At 44.2% G+C, this 17160-nt stretch carries 16 protein-coding genes and 1 tRNA gene; 5 read left to right on the top strand and 12 right to left on the bottom strand.

Features of this window, described 5'->3' with window-relative positions; genetic code table 11:
* Positions 1–18: 18 nt before the first annotated feature.
* Together DL796_RS06070 and DL796_RS06065 are read left to right on the top strand one after the other, a co-directional pair.
* The gene (locus tag DL796_RS06070) at positions 19–1935 is read left to right on the top strand and encodes a nucleoside-diphosphate sugar epimerase/dehydratase (protein ID WP_196597971.1); all 1917 of its coding nucleotides are present in this window, start codon (positions 19–21) and stop codon (positions 1933–1935) included.
* Between the two features lie 70 nt (positions 1936–2005).
* Positions 2006–2082, top strand: a tRNA-Val gene (locus tag DL796_RS06065).
* Between the two features lie 949 nt (positions 2083–3031).
* Here DL796_RS06065 and DL796_RS06060 read toward each other — a convergent pair.
* The 8 genes from DL796_RS06060 to rsxA all read right to left on the bottom strand — a co-directional run bounded on the left by DL796_RS06060 (position 3032) and on the right by rsxA (position 11188).
* Complete coding sequence (locus DL796_RS06060) at positions 3032–4903, bottom strand: M6 family metalloprotease domain-containing protein (protein WP_110200826.1); 1872 nt, start codon at positions 4901–4903, stop codon at positions 3032–3034.
* 247 nt (positions 4904–5150) lie between these two features.
* Entirely contained in the window at positions 5151–5786 is a 636-nt protein-coding gene (nth, locus tag DL796_RS06055) for an endonuclease III (protein ID WP_110200825.1), read from the bottom strand.
* Positions 5779–6480: an electron transport complex subunit E gene (locus DL796_RS06050; protein ID WP_110200824.1), complete on the bottom strand. Its 702-nt coding sequence runs from the start codon at positions 6478–6480 to the stop codon at positions 5779–5781. Before DL796_RS06050 ends, nth begins: the two co-directional genes overlap by 8 nt.
* A gap of 165 nt (positions 6481–6645) precedes the next feature.
* Positions 6646–7296: an electron transport complex subunit RsxG gene (gene rsxG / locus DL796_RS06045; RefSeq protein WP_110200823.1), complete on the bottom strand. Its 651-nt coding sequence runs from the start codon at positions 7294–7296 to the stop codon at positions 6646–6648.
* On the bottom strand, positions 7296–8411 hold the full coding sequence (rsxD, locus tag DL796_RS06040) for an electron transport complex subunit RsxD (protein ID WP_110200822.1): 1116 nt from the start codon (positions 8409–8411) through the stop codon (positions 7296–7298). Before rsxD ends, rsxG begins: the two co-directional genes overlap by 1 nt.
* Before the next feature lie 9 nt (positions 8412–8420).
* Positions 8421–10031 carry an electron transport complex subunit RsxC gene (gene rsxC, locus DL796_RS06035; protein WP_110200821.1) on the bottom strand — a complete coding sequence of 537 codons (1611 nt, stop codon included), beginning with the start codon at positions 10029–10031 and terminating at the stop codon, positions 8421–8423.
* A complete protein-coding gene (rsxB, locus tag DL796_RS06030; RefSeq protein ID WP_110200820.1) occupies positions 10031–10597 on the bottom strand; it encodes an electron transport complex subunit RsxB in 567 nt (188 codons plus the stop codon). The genes rsxC and rsxB overlap by 1 nt, the downstream gene beginning before the upstream one ends.
* 9 nt (positions 10598–10606) lie before the next feature.
* A complete protein-coding gene (rsxA, locus tag DL796_RS06025; RefSeq protein ID WP_110200819.1) occupies positions 10607–11188 on the bottom strand; it encodes an electron transport complex subunit RsxA in 582 nt (193 codons plus the stop codon).
* A gap of 208 nt (positions 11189–11396) precedes the next feature.
* On the opposite strand from rsxA, the gene ubiT reads away from it, so the two are divergent.
* Complete coding sequence (ubiT, locus tag DL796_RS06020) at positions 11397–11930, top strand: ubiquinone anaerobic biosynthesis accessory factor UbiT (RefSeq protein ID WP_110200818.1); 534 nt, start codon at positions 11397–11399, stop codon at positions 11928–11930.
* A gap of 6 nt (positions 11931–11936) precedes the next feature.
* Here ubiT and DL796_RS06015 read toward each other — a convergent pair whose 3' ends face one another.
* From DL796_RS06015 to DL796_RS06005, 3 genes are read right to left on the bottom strand one after another with little or no spacing between them, the layout of a single operon-like run.
* Positions 11937–12824 carry a U32 family peptidase gene (locus DL796_RS06015; RefSeq protein ID WP_110200817.1) on the bottom strand — a complete coding sequence of 296 codons (888 nt, stop codon included), beginning with the start codon at positions 12822–12824 and terminating at the stop codon, positions 11937–11939.
* A gap of 16 nt (positions 12825–12840) precedes the next feature.
* Positions 12841–13830: a ubiquinone anaerobic biosynthesis protein UbiU gene (gene ubiU / locus DL796_RS06010; RefSeq protein WP_110200816.1), complete on the bottom strand. Its 990-nt coding sequence runs from the start codon at positions 13828–13830 to the stop codon at positions 12841–12843.
* Between the two features lies 1 nt (position 13831).
* Positions 13832–14125 carry a chorismate mutase gene (locus DL796_RS06005; protein ID WP_110200815.1) on the bottom strand — a complete coding sequence of 98 codons (294 nt, stop codon included), beginning with the start codon at positions 14123–14125 and terminating at the stop codon, positions 13832–13834.
* 154 nt (positions 14126–14279) lie between these two features.
* Here DL796_RS06005 and ggt point away from each other — a divergent pair, with 154 nt between their 5' ends.
* Complete coding sequence (gene ggt, locus DL796_RS06000) at positions 14280–16004, top strand: gamma-glutamyltransferase (RefSeq protein ID WP_110200814.1); 1725 nt, start codon at positions 14280–14282, stop codon at positions 16002–16004.
* A 32-nt stretch (positions 16005–16036) separates the two neighbouring features.
* Positions 16037–16585 carry a hypothetical protein gene (locus tag DL796_RS05995; RefSeq protein ID WP_110200813.1) on the top strand — a complete coding sequence of 183 codons (549 nt, stop codon included), beginning with the start codon at positions 16037–16039 and terminating at the stop codon, positions 16583–16585.
* A 10-nt stretch (positions 16586–16595) separates the two neighbouring features.
* Here the strand turns inward: DL796_RS05995 and DL796_RS05990 are convergent, their stop codons facing one another.
* Positions 16596–17147, bottom strand: coding sequence for a signal peptidase II (locus tag DL796_RS05990; RefSeq protein WP_110200812.1), 552 nt, complete (start codon positions 17145–17147; stop codon positions 16596–16598).
* Between the last annotated feature and the right edge of the window lie 13 nt (positions 17148–17160).

Genomic DNA, 17160 nt, shown 5'->3' with positions numbered 1-17160 from the left:
CATTAATGGCCACACTTTATGATAGATAAAGCATTCTCAAAACTTGGCGAGCTACCTCGTAAAGCAAAGCTTTTAATCCTTTTATCTCTGGATTTTATGGTACTGACGTTCTCGTACTGTATGTCGGCCTACCTATCTATGAATCTAGTTGATGCTATAGATTTTGAAATTAACTACTTGCATTATTTGGGCTTGGTCGTTTTTTGTTTGGCTTCTTTTATCTTGCTTGGCTTGTATAAAGTGGCAACTCGTTTTGTTAGCTTCCGAATATTACTACTGGTTTTATACATATCAGTTTTATCCATTTTGTTTTTTTACTCGTTCGCTAAAGTTCTTGGCCTTGAAGCATATAATATATCTACAGCGGTAATGTATGGTTTAGTTGTTTATATTACATTGAGTGGATCGCGCTTTATAATCAGCGCTTATCATACGATGAGGTTTGATAGGCTAAAAACAAGAGTTTTAATTTACGGTGCTGGTGCCGCTGGCAGACAGTTGGCTGAGACAACAGCAAATGGCCATGAGTACCATGCTGTTGCTTTTATAGATGATAAATCAGATTTGCATGGGGTAGTAGTCAGAGGGCTTAAAGTTTACCCACCTTCTGAATTAGAAAGTGTAATCAATAAATACAGCGTTGATAGAATTCTTTTAGCTTTACCAAGTATTGGCATTACCCATAGAAAGGAAATCTTAACTGATCTACAAAAATACAACATACCCGTTATGACGATTCCTGGATTGAAGGATATAGTTGAAGGGAAAATGAAAATTGACGAGTTCCAAAATGTTTCCATAGAAGACTTGCTTGGTCGCGATCCTGTCCCCCCAAATGAAGCCTTGTTGCATCAAGATATAAAAGGCAAAGTTGTTATGGTTACTGGTGCGGGGGGCTCCATTGGTTCTGAATTATGTCGCCAAATTATTAGGCTTAATCCAAAACAAATAGTACTTTTCGAAAGCTCCGAATTTGCTTTATATGCCATAGGAATGGAGCTTCAACAGGCTATACGTAACAAAGGTCTTGAGATCCCAGTACGGCAGGTACTTGGAACAGTTCAAGACAAATTGAAAGTTGACTCTGTGCTCAAGGCGTTTGGTGTAGAGACGATTTATCATGCCGCTGCATATAAACATGTGCCATTAGTTGAGTTCAATATTAATGAGGGGATCAGAAATAATATATTAGGGACAATGTGTGTGGCCCAAGCAGCTATAACAGCGGGTGTTGAGCAGTTTGTTTTAATTTCGACTGACAAAGCGGTAAGGCCGACAAATGTTATGGGAGCAACTAAACGATTTTCAGAGCTTGTTCTTCAAGCGCTAGCATCAGAACAGTCGAAGACTCGCTTTACCATGGTTCGCTTCGGAAACGTATTAGGGTCATCTGGTTCAGTAATCCCTCATTTTGAAAAGCAAATACGTGAAGGGGGCCCTGTAACCGTAACACATAAAGATATTACCCGTTATTTTATGACTATCCCTGAGGCTGCTCAGTTAGTTATTCAAGCAGGTGCTATGGGTAAGGGGGGCGATGTTTTTGTGCTAGATATGGGGGAGCCAGTTAAAATTGTTGACCTTGCTATAAATCTAATCAAACTAATGGGATTACAGATTAAAAACCAAGAAAATCCTCATGGAGATATCGAGATTATTTACTCTGGGCTAAGGCCGGGTGAGAAACTATATGAGGAGTTGCTTATCGGTGATAACGTTAGTGAAACTGAACACCCTCGAATTATGACAGCAAAGGAAAAAAGCTTGCCATGGAATAAGTTGAGTGGATTGATTACAGAGCTTATGAAAGCTTGTGATGCTGGAGACCAAGAGAAAGTACGAGAGATATTGTTGAAGGCTCCAGCTGACTATCAACCAAGCAGTGAGATTGTTGACTATTTGTGGCGTTCTAAAAGTACCAGTGTTTTGCACTAGGGCCAGTGAAAATATGTTTTTTTAAACTTGCAACAGCCCAATCTTGTGGTAGAATTCCCGAACTCAAAATAGTCGCGTAGCTCAGTTGGTTAGAGCACCACCTTGACATGGTGGGGGTCGGTGGTTCGAATCCACTCGCGACTACCAATTTTAAAGAGCCGCACTTGTGCGGCTTTTTTATGTTTATGTAAAAGTGGATGAGGACCACCGAAGGTGGTTTGACTAAACGCGGAGCGTTATGAACAGACTTTAGTCTGGCCCGTTAGGGCAAGGGCTTTAGCCCGAAGTAATCCATTCGTGACCGCTAGGATTGCGGGAATGCAAGTTTTGCAGGAGCATTAACTTGCCGACTACCAAATTTAAAAGAATGCCGCTTAATGCGGCATTTTTTGTGCCTGCAGGAAATTGGGAAGCAGAGTACATTTGTTGTGCTAGAGCCTGTCATTTAGTGTAATGAAAAGCGAGATTGCTTCGACAACTCCGTTGTCTCGCAACGACGGGGGCTATTATCGTTGGATTTAACGTTGCAGGCTGTTTGGTTAAGATTTCTTCGTTACTCTAACTTCTCGTATCATTGTGATCGTGGTAAGGCGGTGGAGTTCGTTGTTGGTAATTAAAAGATACTCGTCATTACGAGGAGTGCGGATCACGACGAAGTAATCCCTTGCCGTTTACTGTGAAGCTGGCTTTGTGCATTTAGATGATTTCTTTCGGAGATGGTCTAAGAGCGAGATTGCTTCGATTACTGCGTAGTCTCGCAACGACGGGGAGGGGATTACACTCAAGGGCGTTTACTGTGAAGTTTTCGATGTGATTTCTAGTTGATAATTTCGGTTATGGTCTAAGAGCGAGATTGCTTCGACTACTGCGTAGTCTCGCAACGACGATAGTGGGGCTTTCTGTTTACTGTAAAGCTGGCGTCGTACTTTTATATGGTTTCTAGTCTGGTAAGATCCTAAATTAACTCCAGGATGACAAACGTATTTTGTTTTAGTATTCGGGTGTAAGTAGGGGGAGAAGTATACCTAATTCCTAATAATTAATAACAAAAAAAGCCTGCGGTTACAGGCTTTCTGTTTGGTTAAGGTGCTGATCCTTAGTAGATGGTTACTTCGTAGTATCCAGAGCCATGATAGGCGTGGACTAGTAGTCGGTAGTAACCTGCGGTTAGGTTGTATTGGATGCTTTCGCTAGAGGCGTAGCTTTGTGAGGCTGCGATGTAAGTCCACTGCTGCCCGTTCCAATATTGTAAATAGAGGTCGAAGTCGGTGTAGGCTGAACCTTCGAGCTCGAAGGTGAAGTTACCGCCGTAGGTGTAAAACCAGCTACCATTGGGCTCTATTTTAACGTCTTGGTGGCTGATATACCCTGTGTAGTTGTAGTGGTTTGTTTGCTGTTCTTCGCTGCCTATAGTGAAGCTAGCAGTATCACCGTTAATGCTAATATCCTTAACTATTAGCGAAGAGTCAGTGCCATCTACCCAGCGTGAATTGGTTTCGCTTGTGTTGGGGGCATTAAAGTCAAATAAACCCGATGTGAACAGGTCTGCTGCATCGCCTGTATTTACCTTGTTTTCTGGGTCTCTATTTCCATCAGCGTGTTCAAGCTGGACGAAGGGTAGGTTTTCATCATTGTTATTGCCGTCTGGATTTATATGCCAGATTGCTAAACCCGAGCTTGGCACCTGCTGGTTTTGTCCTGACTGTTGTACGCTTTCTAAATAGAAAGCTTCGCCAGGATTGCTTGGGTTCGACCAGCGATAAATAAAGCTGTCGTTGGCATTATGAGTAAGAGCGCCGCTCACTGCATCAGGATTAGATTGTGGGTTTAATTCGATCGCAGATAGCCAGCCAGCTAAGTATCTGAAATAACCATTAGGCTGTACGGGATTAAGCTTGGTTTCTGTTTCCGCAACTCCGAGTCCCATAAGGCCAAAACCTGCAACTGAGCCATAAGACGAGCCGTCGTAGTCGAACAAATCAGGCCAGTGGAAGAGCTGGTGGGCTGCTTCATGAACAAATGGGCCTAGCTCTAATTGTTCGCCCATGTTGCTAATCTGGTACTTGTCGGTGCAAACGCCATCAGCACAGAAAGAAGGTATTAGCTTACCCATATGTGGCCACAAACCTTTATCCCATGAACTGTCTATGCCCCCGGCATACAAGATGTTTAATCCGATGATTTTGCCATTGGTATCTGTGCTAAGCGTAGAGAAATCGAAGTTTTGGTTAGATTCCAACCAGTTTAAAGCCTCAGTGATAAGCTCTCGCGAACGTACTGTTGAGTTGAAATTGTCATCGGTGTAATAGGCTTTGTTATGATTGGCGGTGTAATATTGAGTAACAGTGTTGCTGTAATCAAGTTGTCCGTTAGAGACGTTACTGAAATAGCCGCGGACAGATGTTGCATTGCCGAACTCAGAATAATTGGTTCCATTTAAGAAGGTATTGACTTGGGCCTGCGTCATGCTTCCTGAATGATCTGGAAACTGAATGATAAGGGTTAAACCTTTAACAGAACCTGTAACCTGTGTGGCTCTTTCTTGAAGCTCTTGCTCACGAGTTTTTAAGATGATGCTTTGTTGTTGAGTTTCCTCGCCCATCTTTTCCTTTTCATTTTCGCTCGACTTTTCTTCTTTTTTAGGGGGGGTTAGGCCTTTTCGTCGGATATAGCGGCCGGAGTAGGGATCAAAATCGTGTGATTTGACGAGTTCACCGGTCGAGATAAGTTGTGTTCGATCGGCGTTAACCTCGGCGTAGACCATTCCACCTACTGTGGGGTCATACATGACTAACTCGCCTGTGAGGCTATGTTGCTCACCAAAGTAATCATCGCCGTTAAGGATGATGGTAACGACGTCGCCATTAGGCTGTGTGTATTGATACTTATGTTCGATATAGGGTTTGCTTGCTATAGCTCCCAAGCTCCATGCCAGGAAACCTACCCCCAGTAGCATGCTTCTAATCATTGCGTCTTTCCTATCGTTAGGATATGAATTCAGTTTCTTGGTCGTTTTATACTATATCTTTGCACACTTATAATATGTTTTAGGCAAATAGATACGACCCAATTATGTGAGATTTATCACATCAAGCGCCTTAGTATATCAGACGATTCGGAAAGATCACGGATTGATTATTAATTAAACAGCTAAGCAGTTAAATATAATGTTTGTATCAAATTGTACAGTTTGTAACTTGTTGATTTAAGGTTTTTTAGTCTGAAGTTTTGCCTTTAAACTCACATAAGTCCTCGATGATACACGAGCCACAGCGAGGTTTACGGGCAATACAGGTATAGCGACCATGCAGAATAAGCCAATGGTGTGCATCTAGTAAGAACTCTTTAGGCACGAACTTTAGTAAAGCATCCTCGACTTGACGTACGGTTTTGCCAGGAGCGATTTTGGTGCGGTTTGAAACGCGGAAGATATGAGTATCGACTGCCATGGCAGGTTGGCGAAATGCAGTATTCAACACGACGTTCGCGGTTTTTCGACCAACACCCGCTAGAGCCACCAAGTCCTCACGATTATCGGGTACGACTGAGTTATGCTTCTCGATGAGATCTTTGCAACAAGAGATGACGTTTTTAGCTTTGCTATTAAAAAGTCCAATGGTTTTGATGTATTCCTTTAAGCCTTCTTCTCCTAGTGCATAGATAGCTTCTGGTGTGTTGGCCACAGGGAATAGTTTACGCGTCGCTTTATTTACGCCAACGTCTGTTGCTTGCGCCGATAAGATTACGGCGATCAGTAATTCAAATGTGGAGTTATATTCTAACTCAGTTTCCGGATTAGGGTTTTGGTCGCGCAAACGTTCAAAGATTTCTTGGCGCTTAGCTTTATTCATTAGTGACTACGTCTCCGCTAATGTTTTGATTATTGGTTCGTTGTTTTGCCTTTTCGGCAGCTTTGCTATCGATGATATTTTTTATGGCTATTAACACACCTAAAGCGACGAAAGCGCCAGGCGGTAATATGGCAAAGAGGAATTTAGCATCGGTAATGTAGAACGATAGTTCAAGGCTACTGGCCCAGCTACCTAGCAATTGCTCCGCACCTGAAAATAGAGTGCCTTGGCCGACGATTTCGCGTAACGCCCCTAACGTACAGAGCACTGCGGTAAAACCTAAGCCCTGCATCAAGCCATCAAGCAAAGAAGGGAAGAAAGCATTTTTGGAGGCAAACGCTTCGGCGCGACCAATTATGGCGCAGTTAGTTACGATAAGCGGAATAAAAATACCAAGCGTTAGGTATAAATCATAGGTAAAGGCGTGCATCAATAGGCCAACATTTGTCACAAAACTTGCAATCATCATGACAAAGATCGGAATACGGATATCTTTGGGGATGTAGTTCCTTACTAGTGAAACTGAAGCATTTGAACCTGCCAATACCAATAACGTCGCAAGACCAAGCCCTAAGCCATTGATGAAGGTATTACTAACGGCGAGAAGAGGGCACAAACCTAGCAGTTGCACTAATGCTGGATTATTATCCCATAAACCGTTTTTAATAATCGTTTTGTTATCTATATCGGCCATAATACTAGCTTATCCAAATACTTTTTCTAAGTGCAAAGCAACCTTTCTCGTAAAACAGGTTTGATGAAGGAGTTTTTCGGCAAAGAGTATTTAACTTACTTTGTGAGATTACCGCGTCGTGCTTCCGCACTCCTCGTAATGACGAGTTGATTGTAAGAGTCAGCATCACTTGTCGCCCCCATCATTGGCAGTACAATTTTTAGGTGCGGCAAACAGTTCGTCTTTATGTTTCTCGAAATACTGCAAGGTTTTCGATATTTGACCCACAACGGCTCTAGGAGTAATGGTTGCACCAGTAAACGCTTCAAAGTCGCCACCGTCTTTTTTGACACTCCATTTCTCGATCGCCGGATTAGAGAGCGACCTGCCTTCGAAGCCAAGTATCCAGTCACTTTTATTCACATCGACTTTATCACCAAGCCCCGGGGTTTCTTTGTGGTCTGTCACCCTAAGGCCTGCAATGGTGCCATCATAATAAACACCGAGTACCATACTGATTTTGCCACTGTAACCATTTGGGGCGACCGTTTCCATGACGAGTGCCACTGGCTTGTCATCATTAAACATTCTGTAGACTTGTCGCGGGCTTTTATTATCGAGCTCCGAATTTGCTGGAATTAAGGTACAGTCGTGATGCACATCATTATTGTATCGATCCGCTGGCACTAGTTGATCCAGGGTTCTGGCTAGTGCAGCCTTCATTTCGCCCTCGATGGTGTCTCGAGTAATATAATAGGTGATGGCGATAAGCCCCACGCAGACTGCAGCAAAAGCGGCAAGAATTAGTGCGTTTTTACTAATGACTTTACCTAACATTAGTTGGCTCCTTTTGCTTTGATTGCGCTTGTTTTCTCGTCGTGCCCCTTCTTTGTTCCATGACCCTTATTAGCTTTATGACCATAGACTCTAGGCTTTGTGTAATAGTCAATCATGGGTACAGTCATGTTCATCAATAAAACCGCAAAGGCAATGGCGTCTGGATAGCCGCCAAAAGTGCGAATTAAGACGGTGATGACGCCGATACCCAGTCCAAAGATCCAACGACCTTTGGGTGTGGTCGAAGCGGTTACGGGATCTGTGGCGATAAAGAATGCACCGAGCATGGTTGCGCCAGCAAAGCCATGGAACATAGGGAATAGATAGTGATCGCTATTGGCGAAAAATAGCGGCAGCGAGACGAGCCCCATGCCCAATAAAACCGCAATTGGAATTTGCCAGCCGATAATGCGCTTAAATAATAACACTAAGCCACCGGCCAAAAAGCCTAAATTGACCCACTGCCAACCAACGCCTGAAAGCCCTGAAACAATAGCGGCAGACTCAGCCTCTGGGATTCGATAGCCTTGTGCCAACTCTGTTTTGATGTGATCGAGTGGCGTCGCCATGGTGAAGCCATCAACGCCCTGTTTTAACGAATCGACAATGGCTGGATCTGAGGCGGCACCTGTGAAAATAATACTGATAGCTTCAATAAAACCAACTGGATTTGCCGCAAGTTCTTGTGGTGGTAACCACGTCGTCATCTCAAGTGGAAACGAGATCAATAATAGTACATAGCCAACCATGGCTGGGTTGAAGATATTATTACCGAGCCCGCCGTAGACGTGTTTAGCGAAGACTATGGCAAAACTGGTGCCTAATACGGTCATCCACCAAGGTAACAATGGTGGTAAAGCTAAAGCTAAGAGCCAAGCCGTAACGAAAGCACTGCCATCCCACAAAATGGGGGCGATGGGTCTTTTGCGGAGCTTTAGTATCAGCGCTTCGGTTATTAATGCCACAGAGCAGGCTATGACTAAGTTGAATAGTACGCCGAAGCCGAAAAAATAGAGTAAAGCCAGAAGGCCTGGCAGGGTAGCGATGACAACCCACAGCATCATCTGCGTGACGGAGTTCGGTTTCTTAGCAAAAGGCGATGATAATATACTCATAGTGTTCTTTTAAGACTCCCCATCTTGATTATCATCAGTTGCTTTTTGTGCTTCTTTTTTAGCTTTTACGCGAGCTAGAGCAGCCTGTACGGCGGCTTTTTTAGCATCTTTTTTACCTGCTTCAGCAGCGGCTTTTTTTCGAGCCTCGGCGGCTTTACGATGACGCTCGGCTTTTTCTCGTTTAACGCGCTCTAACCGTTCCTGTCGTGCCTCATGGCGCTCACGAGCCTTTTCGGCTTTGCTTTTCTCAATTCGATTATTGCGGATGGTCGACTTGGCGTAACGGTAATATTGCACCAAGGGGATATGGCTTGGGCAAACATAGGCACAAGCGCCACACTCGATACAGTCAAACAAATCATACTCTTCCGCTTTGTCGAACTCGTCTGCTTGAGCGTGCCAGTAAAGCTGTTGTGGCAGTAATGAAGCAGGGCAAGCATCCATACATTTGCCACAGCGAATGCATGGCAAAGCGGTTTTGTCCATTCCGAGCTCACCGTCAGCCGACATGATAATGCAGTTAGTTGCTTTAACGATCCCAACTTGGTCGTTCGGTAATTCATACCCCATCATGGGGCCACCCATGATTAAGCGTTTTGGATTTGTTGATCCTGTGGCTGTGACTAAATGGTGAACCGGCGTACCAAAGGGTATCCAGTAGTTGCCTGGCTCCTGGCAAGCTTCACCAGTTAATGTCACGAGTCGCTCGACCAATGGTTTGCCAAGGGCTATTGCTTGGTAAATTGCAAAACAAGTACCAACATTATGCATCACTAGCCCAAGATCAGCGGGCAGCTTGCCATGCGGCACTTCTTGGCCTGTTAATAATTGGATGAGCTGCTTTTCACCGCCACTCGGGTACTTAGTGGGGACAATACCTAGCTTAATACTGTCGAGCTCTAAGCTTTTTCGAGCTGAATCTAAGGCTTCGATAGCTTTTGGTTTGTTATCTTCGATACCGACAATGATCTTAATATCATGGTAAAGCTTGCTGATGATTTCTGCACCTTTCAAGACTTCTTCTGCGTGTTCTTGCAGTAGCTTGTCGTCGCAAGTGATGTAAGGCTCACACTCAGCGGCGTTGATAATTAGCGTATGAATATTGTCTTTTTGCTTCAGTTTGATATGACTTGGGAAGGAAGCTCCGCCAAGGCCGACGATACCTTTTTCGAATATTTGCGCTAGGATTTTTTCACGAGAGAGCTCTTTACCTGACAGCTCTTTACCTGACAGATCTTCTAAATTTTCAACAGGCGATAACTCAGCCCATGTGTCCTCGCCGTCTGGCTTTATCACGATGCACAAATCGTCGAGGCCAGAAGGGTGGGCGATAGTACGTTTCTCAATCGCAATCACTTCGCCAGAGGTTGGCGCGTGCTGATAAGCACTAAACACGCCATCACATTCAGCGATCATTTGGCCCTTCAGAACCTTGTCGCCAACACTAACTACAGGTAGCGAGCGGTTGCCTGCTTGGCCTTTTAAGTTGATGACGAGTTCATCGGCCAAAGGTAAGCGACGTATTTCTGCTTGGTTAGATTGCAGTTTGTGCTCTTCAGGATGTACGCCACCTGGAATCTCGAAAATTGCTATTTCAGACGTGAAGTTTGAACGTTCCATTAGTTCGCCTCCACTTGTTTAATTGGGATCATTTGCTCGGGCTGTTGCCACTTCCACGTAGAAATGGTTTGTGGCAGTTCTATCATATCAATGCAGTCCACGGGGCAGGGCTCGACGCACAAATCACAGCCAGTGCATTCGTCGATAATAACTGTATGCATTAATTTTGGCGCGCCAAGAATCGCGTCCACAGGGCAGGCCTGAATACATTTGGTGCAGCCGATACATTCGTCTTCTCGTATGTAAGCTACGCTTGGTCGTTTTTCTTCACCACGCTCTTCATCAAGCGGAATTACTTCTCGCCCTAACAAGTCAGCCAAAGCTTTCACGCCAGCTTCGCCGCCAGGAGGGCATTTGTTGATTTCATCGCCATTAGCGATCGCTTCGGCGTAAGGTTTACAGCCAGGATAGCCGCATTGACCACACTGGGTTTGCGGTAAAATATCGTCGATCTGCTCGACGATAGGATCGCCTTCGACTTTGAATTTAATCGATGCAAAGCCAAGGACTCCGCCAAATATAAGGCCAAGCACAGCGAGAATGATAACTGCGGTTATTAAGTCCATGCCAACCCCTTACAGCTTAACCAAGCCAGAGAAGCCCATAAAGGCAAGTGACATTAGGCCAGCGGTGATCATTGCAATGGAGGCGCCTTTAAACGGAACTGGTACGTCGGCCGCCGCTAAGCGCTCGCGCATGGCAGCGAAAAGTACTAGGACTAGAGAAAAGCCAACCGCAGCACCGAAACCATAAACAACCGACTGCACAAAGTTGTGCTGTTCGTTGACGTTCAGTAAGGCAACGCCTAAGACCGCACAGTTAGTGGTGATTAAAGGCAAAAATATGCCGAGAAGGCGGTACAGAATAGGGCTTGTTTTATGAATCACCATTTCGGTTAATTGCACCATAACGGCGATAACCAGAATAAAGGACAACGTCTGCAAATACTCCATACCCATTGGCGCCAAGATATAAGTGTTGACGATATAACTGAGAGCGGAAGCTAGCGTTAGAACAAACGTTGTGGCAACGGACATACCTATAGCGGTTTCTAGTTTTCCAGACACGCCCATGAAGGGGCAAAGTCCTAAAAACTTAACCAACACAAAGTTGTTCACCAAAACGGTGCCAATAAAGAGCAGTAAATAGTCGCCCATGAAAAGTAATCGCCTTAAAGTCTTGTTTTAGCAAGAATTTCGCTAAAAATTCTGAGGTCTCAAGCTTCCCTATATTATGCTAGAAGCACCGTTCAGAGACAACCTTCTGCAATAGAGAGTTATCAAGTCGAGCATAGATGATCTAGGTCATGCGAGTTATCCCCTTGGTTTTGCTAGTATTACCATTATTTATATCTTGAGTAACATTATGAGCGCCATATTTCGAGTATCCCCTTTTTCAGCAATTCAAGCACGTGGCTATCATCTTTTACGACCTGCTAGCTTAGGACGCCTGGTAACCTTCATACCTAAAGCAATCAGTCTTCATCTCGCTGACTGGGTACTAAATTCATGTCTCAAAGAGCAGCTTGAAGAGGGGGTTTTTGATTATTTACAGGGTAGGTTGCTACTGGTTGAAATTACGGATGCCAAGGTTGCTGTGTTATTGGGGGCACAAGATTCGAGGTTGCGATGCGAAAAGGTGCTTAGCCCTAAGGATATAGTCGAATCCGTTAAGTCTGATGCAACTTTGTCTTTGGATACGCTTAGCGCTGTCGGATTGATGCAACAAGAGGTTGATCCTGATACTTTATTTTTCCAGAGAAAGTTGCGAATCCAAGGGGATACCGAGTTAGCACATCAAGTAAAAAATACGCTGGATACCCTGCCGCCAGAGACTATACCAAGCTTAATTCGTCAAATGATGAGCAAATATTCGAGCCGAATGAACGAGCCTGATTAATCGAACCTAGCTCGCTTCGATTAACTCTAATCCTGCTAGCTGGAACCAATAGCCGTTACAGTATTCGCGGGTGTTATCCGCGTAAGAGGGTTTTGCCTGATTGTGCTTGATAGCGTCGGTTAGGCTGTTAATAACCTCTATCGTTGAGTCTGGGGCGACTGGAACGATTCGAGCGATATCAACCCCTGTTTGATGGAGGTTTTGCCAGTGCTTGAGTAGGTTGCTGACCTTGGCTGATTGGGTTTGTATGCCGTTAATCTGCGCAAAGCTGTCGCCCTCACGCGTATTGACCAAGATACCTTCTATATCTTCGGAGCACTTAAACTGGCAGTTATCTTTTGGTAGCTTGTGGTGTCTTGCTGTGAAACATCGTGCAGAATAGGCTAATGGCATTCGGCCAAAAACTTGGTACTCTATTTCGATTCCTAGTTGTTTAGCTGGCGAGATCAGAGGGCTGATATCATCTTTTCCTAACTCTACAGGTACGTTCCACCGAGTCATGCCTAATTTATGAAGTTTTTGTAAGGTGTATTCATTGTAAATATTGATGGCATTGCCGCTGGCAAAAGGTCTATTCGCTTGGTGCGCCAGTTGTACCGATGACATATCATTAGCTTCAAAAAGGCCGTCAGTTTTACTGATAAGACTTTTAAGATACTTAATTTCAGACTCTGATTCGAGCAGTGTCATGCTAGAAAACACAACCTGTTTTCCAGCATCTACTAGTTTTTCAGCGGTTTCTAGCCAATCGTTAAGCTTCATACTTCGTCGTTTGGAGCAAACCGTTTCGCCTAAATACACGCTATCAATATCCGTTTGCGCAACCTCAGAATAAAATTGAGAATATTGCTCTTTGCTCCAAAAATAAGGCACAGCCGCCAGTGATGTTTTCATTGTCTTATTCCTAGTGTTATTGCCAGCTTCTTTCATAGGCGCCAATCGTGGTTTGCTTACCTTCCGATAAACTCGATAGCTTGTCTTTGTCTGTTGTGGTGATCTGGGTGGGCTTACCTTTGGCGTGATCGATAGTACGTCGCCAGATATCAGTAACCGTTGCCACATACGCTGGACTTCTCTGCCGCCCTTCGATTTTTATCGCTGCAACCCCGGCCGATAAAAGCTCAGGGATAATATCCATGGTATTTAGGCTGGTAGGCTCCTCCATGGCATACTCGGTACTGCCTTCCACCTCGAAGCGACCTTTGCACAACGTCGGGTAACCTGCGTTTTCGTGGGGTTCGTACTGATCAATCAGTAGATTATTCAGCCGTGACTTTAAGACACCATCATTTTCTTCCCAGCGAACATGTGAAGATGGCGAGCAGACTCCCTGCGTATTGGGCGATTCGCCCGTTATATAAGAGGATAGGTAGCAACGACCTTCCGCCATAATGCATAAACTGCCAAAACCAAACACCTCGATTTCAACAGGGGAATGTTTGGCTAGGTGGGTCACTTGTGCTAGTGACAAAACACGAGGTAGAACTGCTCGGCGAATACCGAAATTTTGGTGGTAGAAATTTAACGCTTCTATATTAGTTGCCGAGGCTTGAACGGAGAGATGGATAGGAAAGCTATCAGACTTATGGCGTATATAGTCCATTACACCACAGTCAGCAACAATCAAGCTATCAATCCCTAAGTCCATCGCCTGATCTACAGCATTTGCCCAAACTTTCCAGTGCTGCTGCCGTGGAAAGGTGTTGATGGCGCAGTAAACTTTACACTGATGACTATGGGCATAATTGATGCCACGTGTAATATCTTTGGGTGTAAAGTTTAACCCTGCAAAATGTCGAGCATTGGTAGCATTTTTCATGCCGATATAGACGGCGTCGGCGCCATTATCGACAGCTTTTTTTAGCGACTGGAAGTTACCAGCTGGGCACACAAGATCCATATTAATCCTCAAGGTTTTGTTGCAGGCGGTGCTGCTGTTGTTTTTGCAGATTTAGGCTTGCTCGAAAGATGGCGCGATAAATTTCACTAATATCATCTGAGCTATACAGTGACTTATTTTGGTGTTGTATCTTTTGCAAAATTTCAGATTCGCGCTGTTCATCGGAAAGTTTTTGGTCGCTAGCTATTTTCGCCTTGAGTAAGGTTTGAATGATCGCTGAACGTTTCTTTAACAAAACCAAAAGCTCAGAATCTATCTGATCGATTTCACGGCGTATGCTTTTGATTGACTGCATCTTTAAATAGCTTAATTTCGAATGAGTGCATTCTAACGGTTTGGCTTGTCTCGGCCATTGATGTGGGTCAATTCGTCTTTACCAAAACCAGGCTTGGACTTAGTAATGATCATAGGTAGACTAAGTTTATTACGAGCTAACCAATAGAAGTCTTATGAAAACTTTACGCTATATTATTTGTAGTGCTGCCCTGACGTTTACCACTGGAGTAGTCAGTGCGGAATCTAAACCCCCTAGTATCATTGACTATGACAGTATCCATCACCCCGTAGTGGCGAAAAATGGAATGGTTGTATCGCAGCAGTATCTGGCCAGTGACGTAGGCTTGGAGATTTTAAAGCGTGGTGGTAACGCGGTTGATGCCGCAGTGGCGACAGGGCTGGCTTTAGCTGTGGTGTTACCAAGAGCGGGCAATCTCGGTGGTGGTGGTTTTATGCTGGTTCATCTAGCTGAGGACAATAAAACGATTGCCATAGATTACCGCGAAGTTGCACCGAAAGCAGCGCACCGAAATTTGTTTTTAGACGAAAAGGGGCAGGTGGATAAGCGTAAAGCTCGGTTTAGTCATTTATCGGCGGGCGTTCCAGGTACAGTGGCTGGAATGGAGTTGGCGTTAGAGCGTTACGGCACCATGGAGTGGGAAGAGGTTATTCAACCTGCGATAGATTTAGCCGAAAAAGGTTTTGTTGTGAACTGGGACTTGGCCAACCAGTTGAGTCGTCGCAGCACTCATATGGGTAAAGTCGCGTCCACAGCTAAGGTGTTTTATAAAGGTGACGGTGAGTTTTATGAAAACGGTGAAACACTAGTGCAAAAAGACTTGGCATGGTCATTGAAGCAGTTGCAGAAACACGGCGCTAAAGCTTTTTATGAGGGTGAAATCGCTAAGAAAATTGTCGCTGATATGGAGAAAAATGGTGGCATTATCACTGCCGATGATTTGTTTAGTTATCAACCTCAAGAGCGTAAGCCTTTAGTCGGGACTTACCGTGGGCACAAGGTTGTGACGATGCCGCCTTCAAGTTCTGGTGGGATTCACTTAATTCAAATGTTGAACATACTGGAGCATTTCCCAATAGCGGATTATGGCGTTAATACCGCCAACTCGATCCAGGTAATGGCCGAAAGCATGAAATACGCTTATGCCGACCGCAGTAAGCATCTTGGTGACACGGATTTTTACGATGTGCCAGTTGAGTGGTTAACCAGTAAAAAATACGCTAAAACTATCGCGGATAAGATTTCAGTCAACAAAGTCACTCCATCGAGCGACATTAGCGCTGGAACTAGACCTAAATATGAAAGCCCCGACACAACACACTTTTCAGTGGTTGATCAGTGGGGTAATGCAGTTTCAAACACCTACACCCTAAACTTCTCTTACGGCTCTGGTATTGTCGCCGAAGGCACGGGTATATTGCTCAATAACGAAATGGACGACTTTTCAGCAAAACCGGGTACGCCAAATGCTTATGGTTTAATTGGTGGCGAAGCGAACGCTATTGAAGCCAATAAGCGCCCCTTGAGTTCAATGACACCGACTATGGTATTTGAGGGTGATAACTTGAAGTTAGTGACAGGTAGCCCTGGCGGTAGTCGCATCATTACCACAGTATTACAAATGATCGTGAATTTTGTCGATCATGGTATGAACGTCGCTGAAGCAACGCACACTCCGCGCTTCCATCATCAGTGGTTACCCGACAGACTATTTATCGAGCCTGCGATCAATAAAGATACTAGAAAGTTGCTACAAAGCCGAGGTTATGAACTTTATGAGTCTAGCACCATGGGCAGTACCCAATCGATACAGGTTGAAGACTATATTTACGGAAGTTCAGATCCAAGAAGACCTAATGCAAAAGCGGCTGGTTATTAGGGGTAGATAATTTATATCAATTGAGAATTTATATGTCGTTAGCATTGATAAACATTGATCACTACCAAAAGTTAGAAGCTAAAATTATAGAAGATAGTAATGTTGGCTACTATTTAATTATTTCCCCACTGGGGTCTGAACGTTCGATAGCCGACTATCTATGTGATAGCTTGGAAGAAGCAATGGATGAGGCGTTTGAGCAATCACGACATCTTGCAAAAGATAGTTGGTATTATACAGAGCCAGTTAAAGACGCGTTTTCATTGCATGACGCAACTATTTGCTCAATCATTGCTGATAAAGGCCATTTTTATATAATTGTAAATGGAGGTAAGTTTAAGAGTGAGGAGGCTGATTTTTGTATTAAGCTGAGTGGAGTAAATAATATAGAGGCTGATGGTAAAATTGAATTATCACTAGAAATGACCTATCCCGATGGCGAGGTTATTTCGGCAGACTTTGCTGATAAAGAAATGAAGCTGATTGTGGAGTGGAATGATTTTGACGCTGTCTTTTCTTTAACTAAAAGCTACAGGCTTACTTGTGAAGGAGTAAGTGTGCATAGGAAGTTAAAGAATTAACGGGTAATCACTAAACATCATCGCCAATGGTTGGCTCAACCGGCGTAGCACCACGGGCAGGGCCTCCCCCCTTGTGGGGATTCCCTTCGGTCACCAAGGGCTTTTCTTGTTTAGAATTAGTCTCTTTTTTTGCCTTGCTTGCTTCGTTTGATTTTTTTTGTGGCTTGCTAGAGCTATCTTTATTCTTACGTAAGAAGCGTATCAATAACCAAATAGCTACGCCAGCAACAAACAAAATACCCCAGATTAGGGCAATAAATTTTATATCACTGATAAACTTCGCTTTATTGCCATCAAACAACTCGACCATGGTGTTAAGGATTAGAGGGGAGTAGGTATCGATATTCTCAGCTGGGTGTCCGAAGCAAAGGGCGCCAGCAAGCACTACAGATGATAATAACCATTTTAATAGGAAGTGTTGCTTCCTAAAGGTAAACCAGACCAAACCTGCCAGCAATAGTGTCAGACAAATATAAAGCCCCCAAGCTGCTCCGTAGTTCTCGAATGTGTAAATTACGGCGTCAGCTTCAAGCTGCATGGGTTCGGTTGAATCTGTAATCATGGTTATTTATCTT

It is taken from the genome of Kangiella spongicola, from assembly GCF_003194565.2.
In the GTDB taxonomy this organism is placed as follows: domain Bacteria; phylum Pseudomonadota; class Gammaproteobacteria; order Enterobacterales; family Kangiellaceae; genus Kangiella; species Kangiella spongicola.
Note: the sequence above shows the minus strand (reverse complement) of the source record. Positions and strands in the feature narration are given on the sequence as shown.

Excerpts from the sequence above, each read along its gene's own strand:
- ggt (WP_110200814.1), top strand. The coding sequence starts at position 14,280 with ATGAAAACTTTACGCTATATTATTTGTAGTGCTGCCCTGACGTTTACC.
- ubiU (WP_110200816.1), bottom strand. The coding sequence starts at position 13,830 with ATGGATCTTGTGTGCCCAGCTGGTAACTTCCAGTCGCTAAAAAAAGCT.
- DL796_RS06005 (WP_110200815.1), bottom strand. The coding sequence starts at position 14,125 with ATGCAGTCAATCAAAAGCATACGCCGTGAAATCGATCAGATAGATTCT.
- DL796_RS06070 (WP_196597971.1), top strand. The coding sequence starts at position 19 with ATGATAGATAAAGCATTCTCAAAACTTGGCGAGCTACCTCGTAAAGCA.
- DL796_RS06015 (WP_110200817.1), bottom strand. The coding sequence starts at position 12,824 with ATGAAAACATCACTGGCGGCTGTGCCTTATTTTTGGAGCAAAGAGCAA.
- rsxG (WP_110200823.1), bottom strand. The coding sequence starts at position 7,296 with ATGTTAGGTAAAGTCATTAGTAAAAACGCACTAATTCTTGCCGCTTTT.
- DL796_RS05990 (WP_110200812.1), bottom strand. The coding sequence starts at position 17,147 with ATGATTACAGATTCAACCGAACCCATGCAGCTTGAAGCTGACGCCGTA.
- rsxD (WP_110200822.1), bottom strand. The coding sequence starts at position 8,411 with ATGAGTATATTATCATCGCCTTTTGCTAAGAAACCGAACTCCGTCACG.
- rsxB (WP_110200820.1), bottom strand. The coding sequence starts at position 10,597 with ATGGACTTAATAACCGCAGTTATCATTCTCGCTGTGCTTGGCCTTATA.
- nth (WP_110200825.1), bottom strand. The coding sequence starts at position 5,786 with ATGAATAAAGCTAAGCGCCAAGAAATCTTTGAACGTTTGCGCGACCAA.
- ubiT (WP_110200818.1), top strand. The coding sequence starts at position 11,397 with ATGAGCGCCATATTTCGAGTATCCCCTTTTTCAGCAATTCAAGCACGT.
- DL796_RS05995 (WP_110200813.1), top strand. The coding sequence starts at position 16,037 with ATGTCGTTAGCATTGATAAACATTGATCACTACCAAAAGTTAGAAGCT.
- rsxA (WP_110200819.1), bottom strand. The coding sequence starts at position 11,188 with ATGGGCGACTATTTACTGCTCTTTATTGGCACCGTTTTGGTGAACAAC.
- DL796_RS06060 (WP_110200826.1), bottom strand. The coding sequence starts at position 4,903 with ATGATTAGAAGCATGCTACTGGGGGTAGGTTTCCTGGCATGGAGCTTG.
- rsxC (WP_110200821.1), bottom strand. The coding sequence starts at position 10,031 with ATGGAACGTTCAAACTTCACGTCTGAAATAGCAATTTTCGAGATTCCA.
- DL796_RS06050 (WP_110200824.1), bottom strand. The coding sequence starts at position 6,480 with ATGGCCGATATAGATAACAAAACGATTATTAAAAACGGTTTATGGGAT.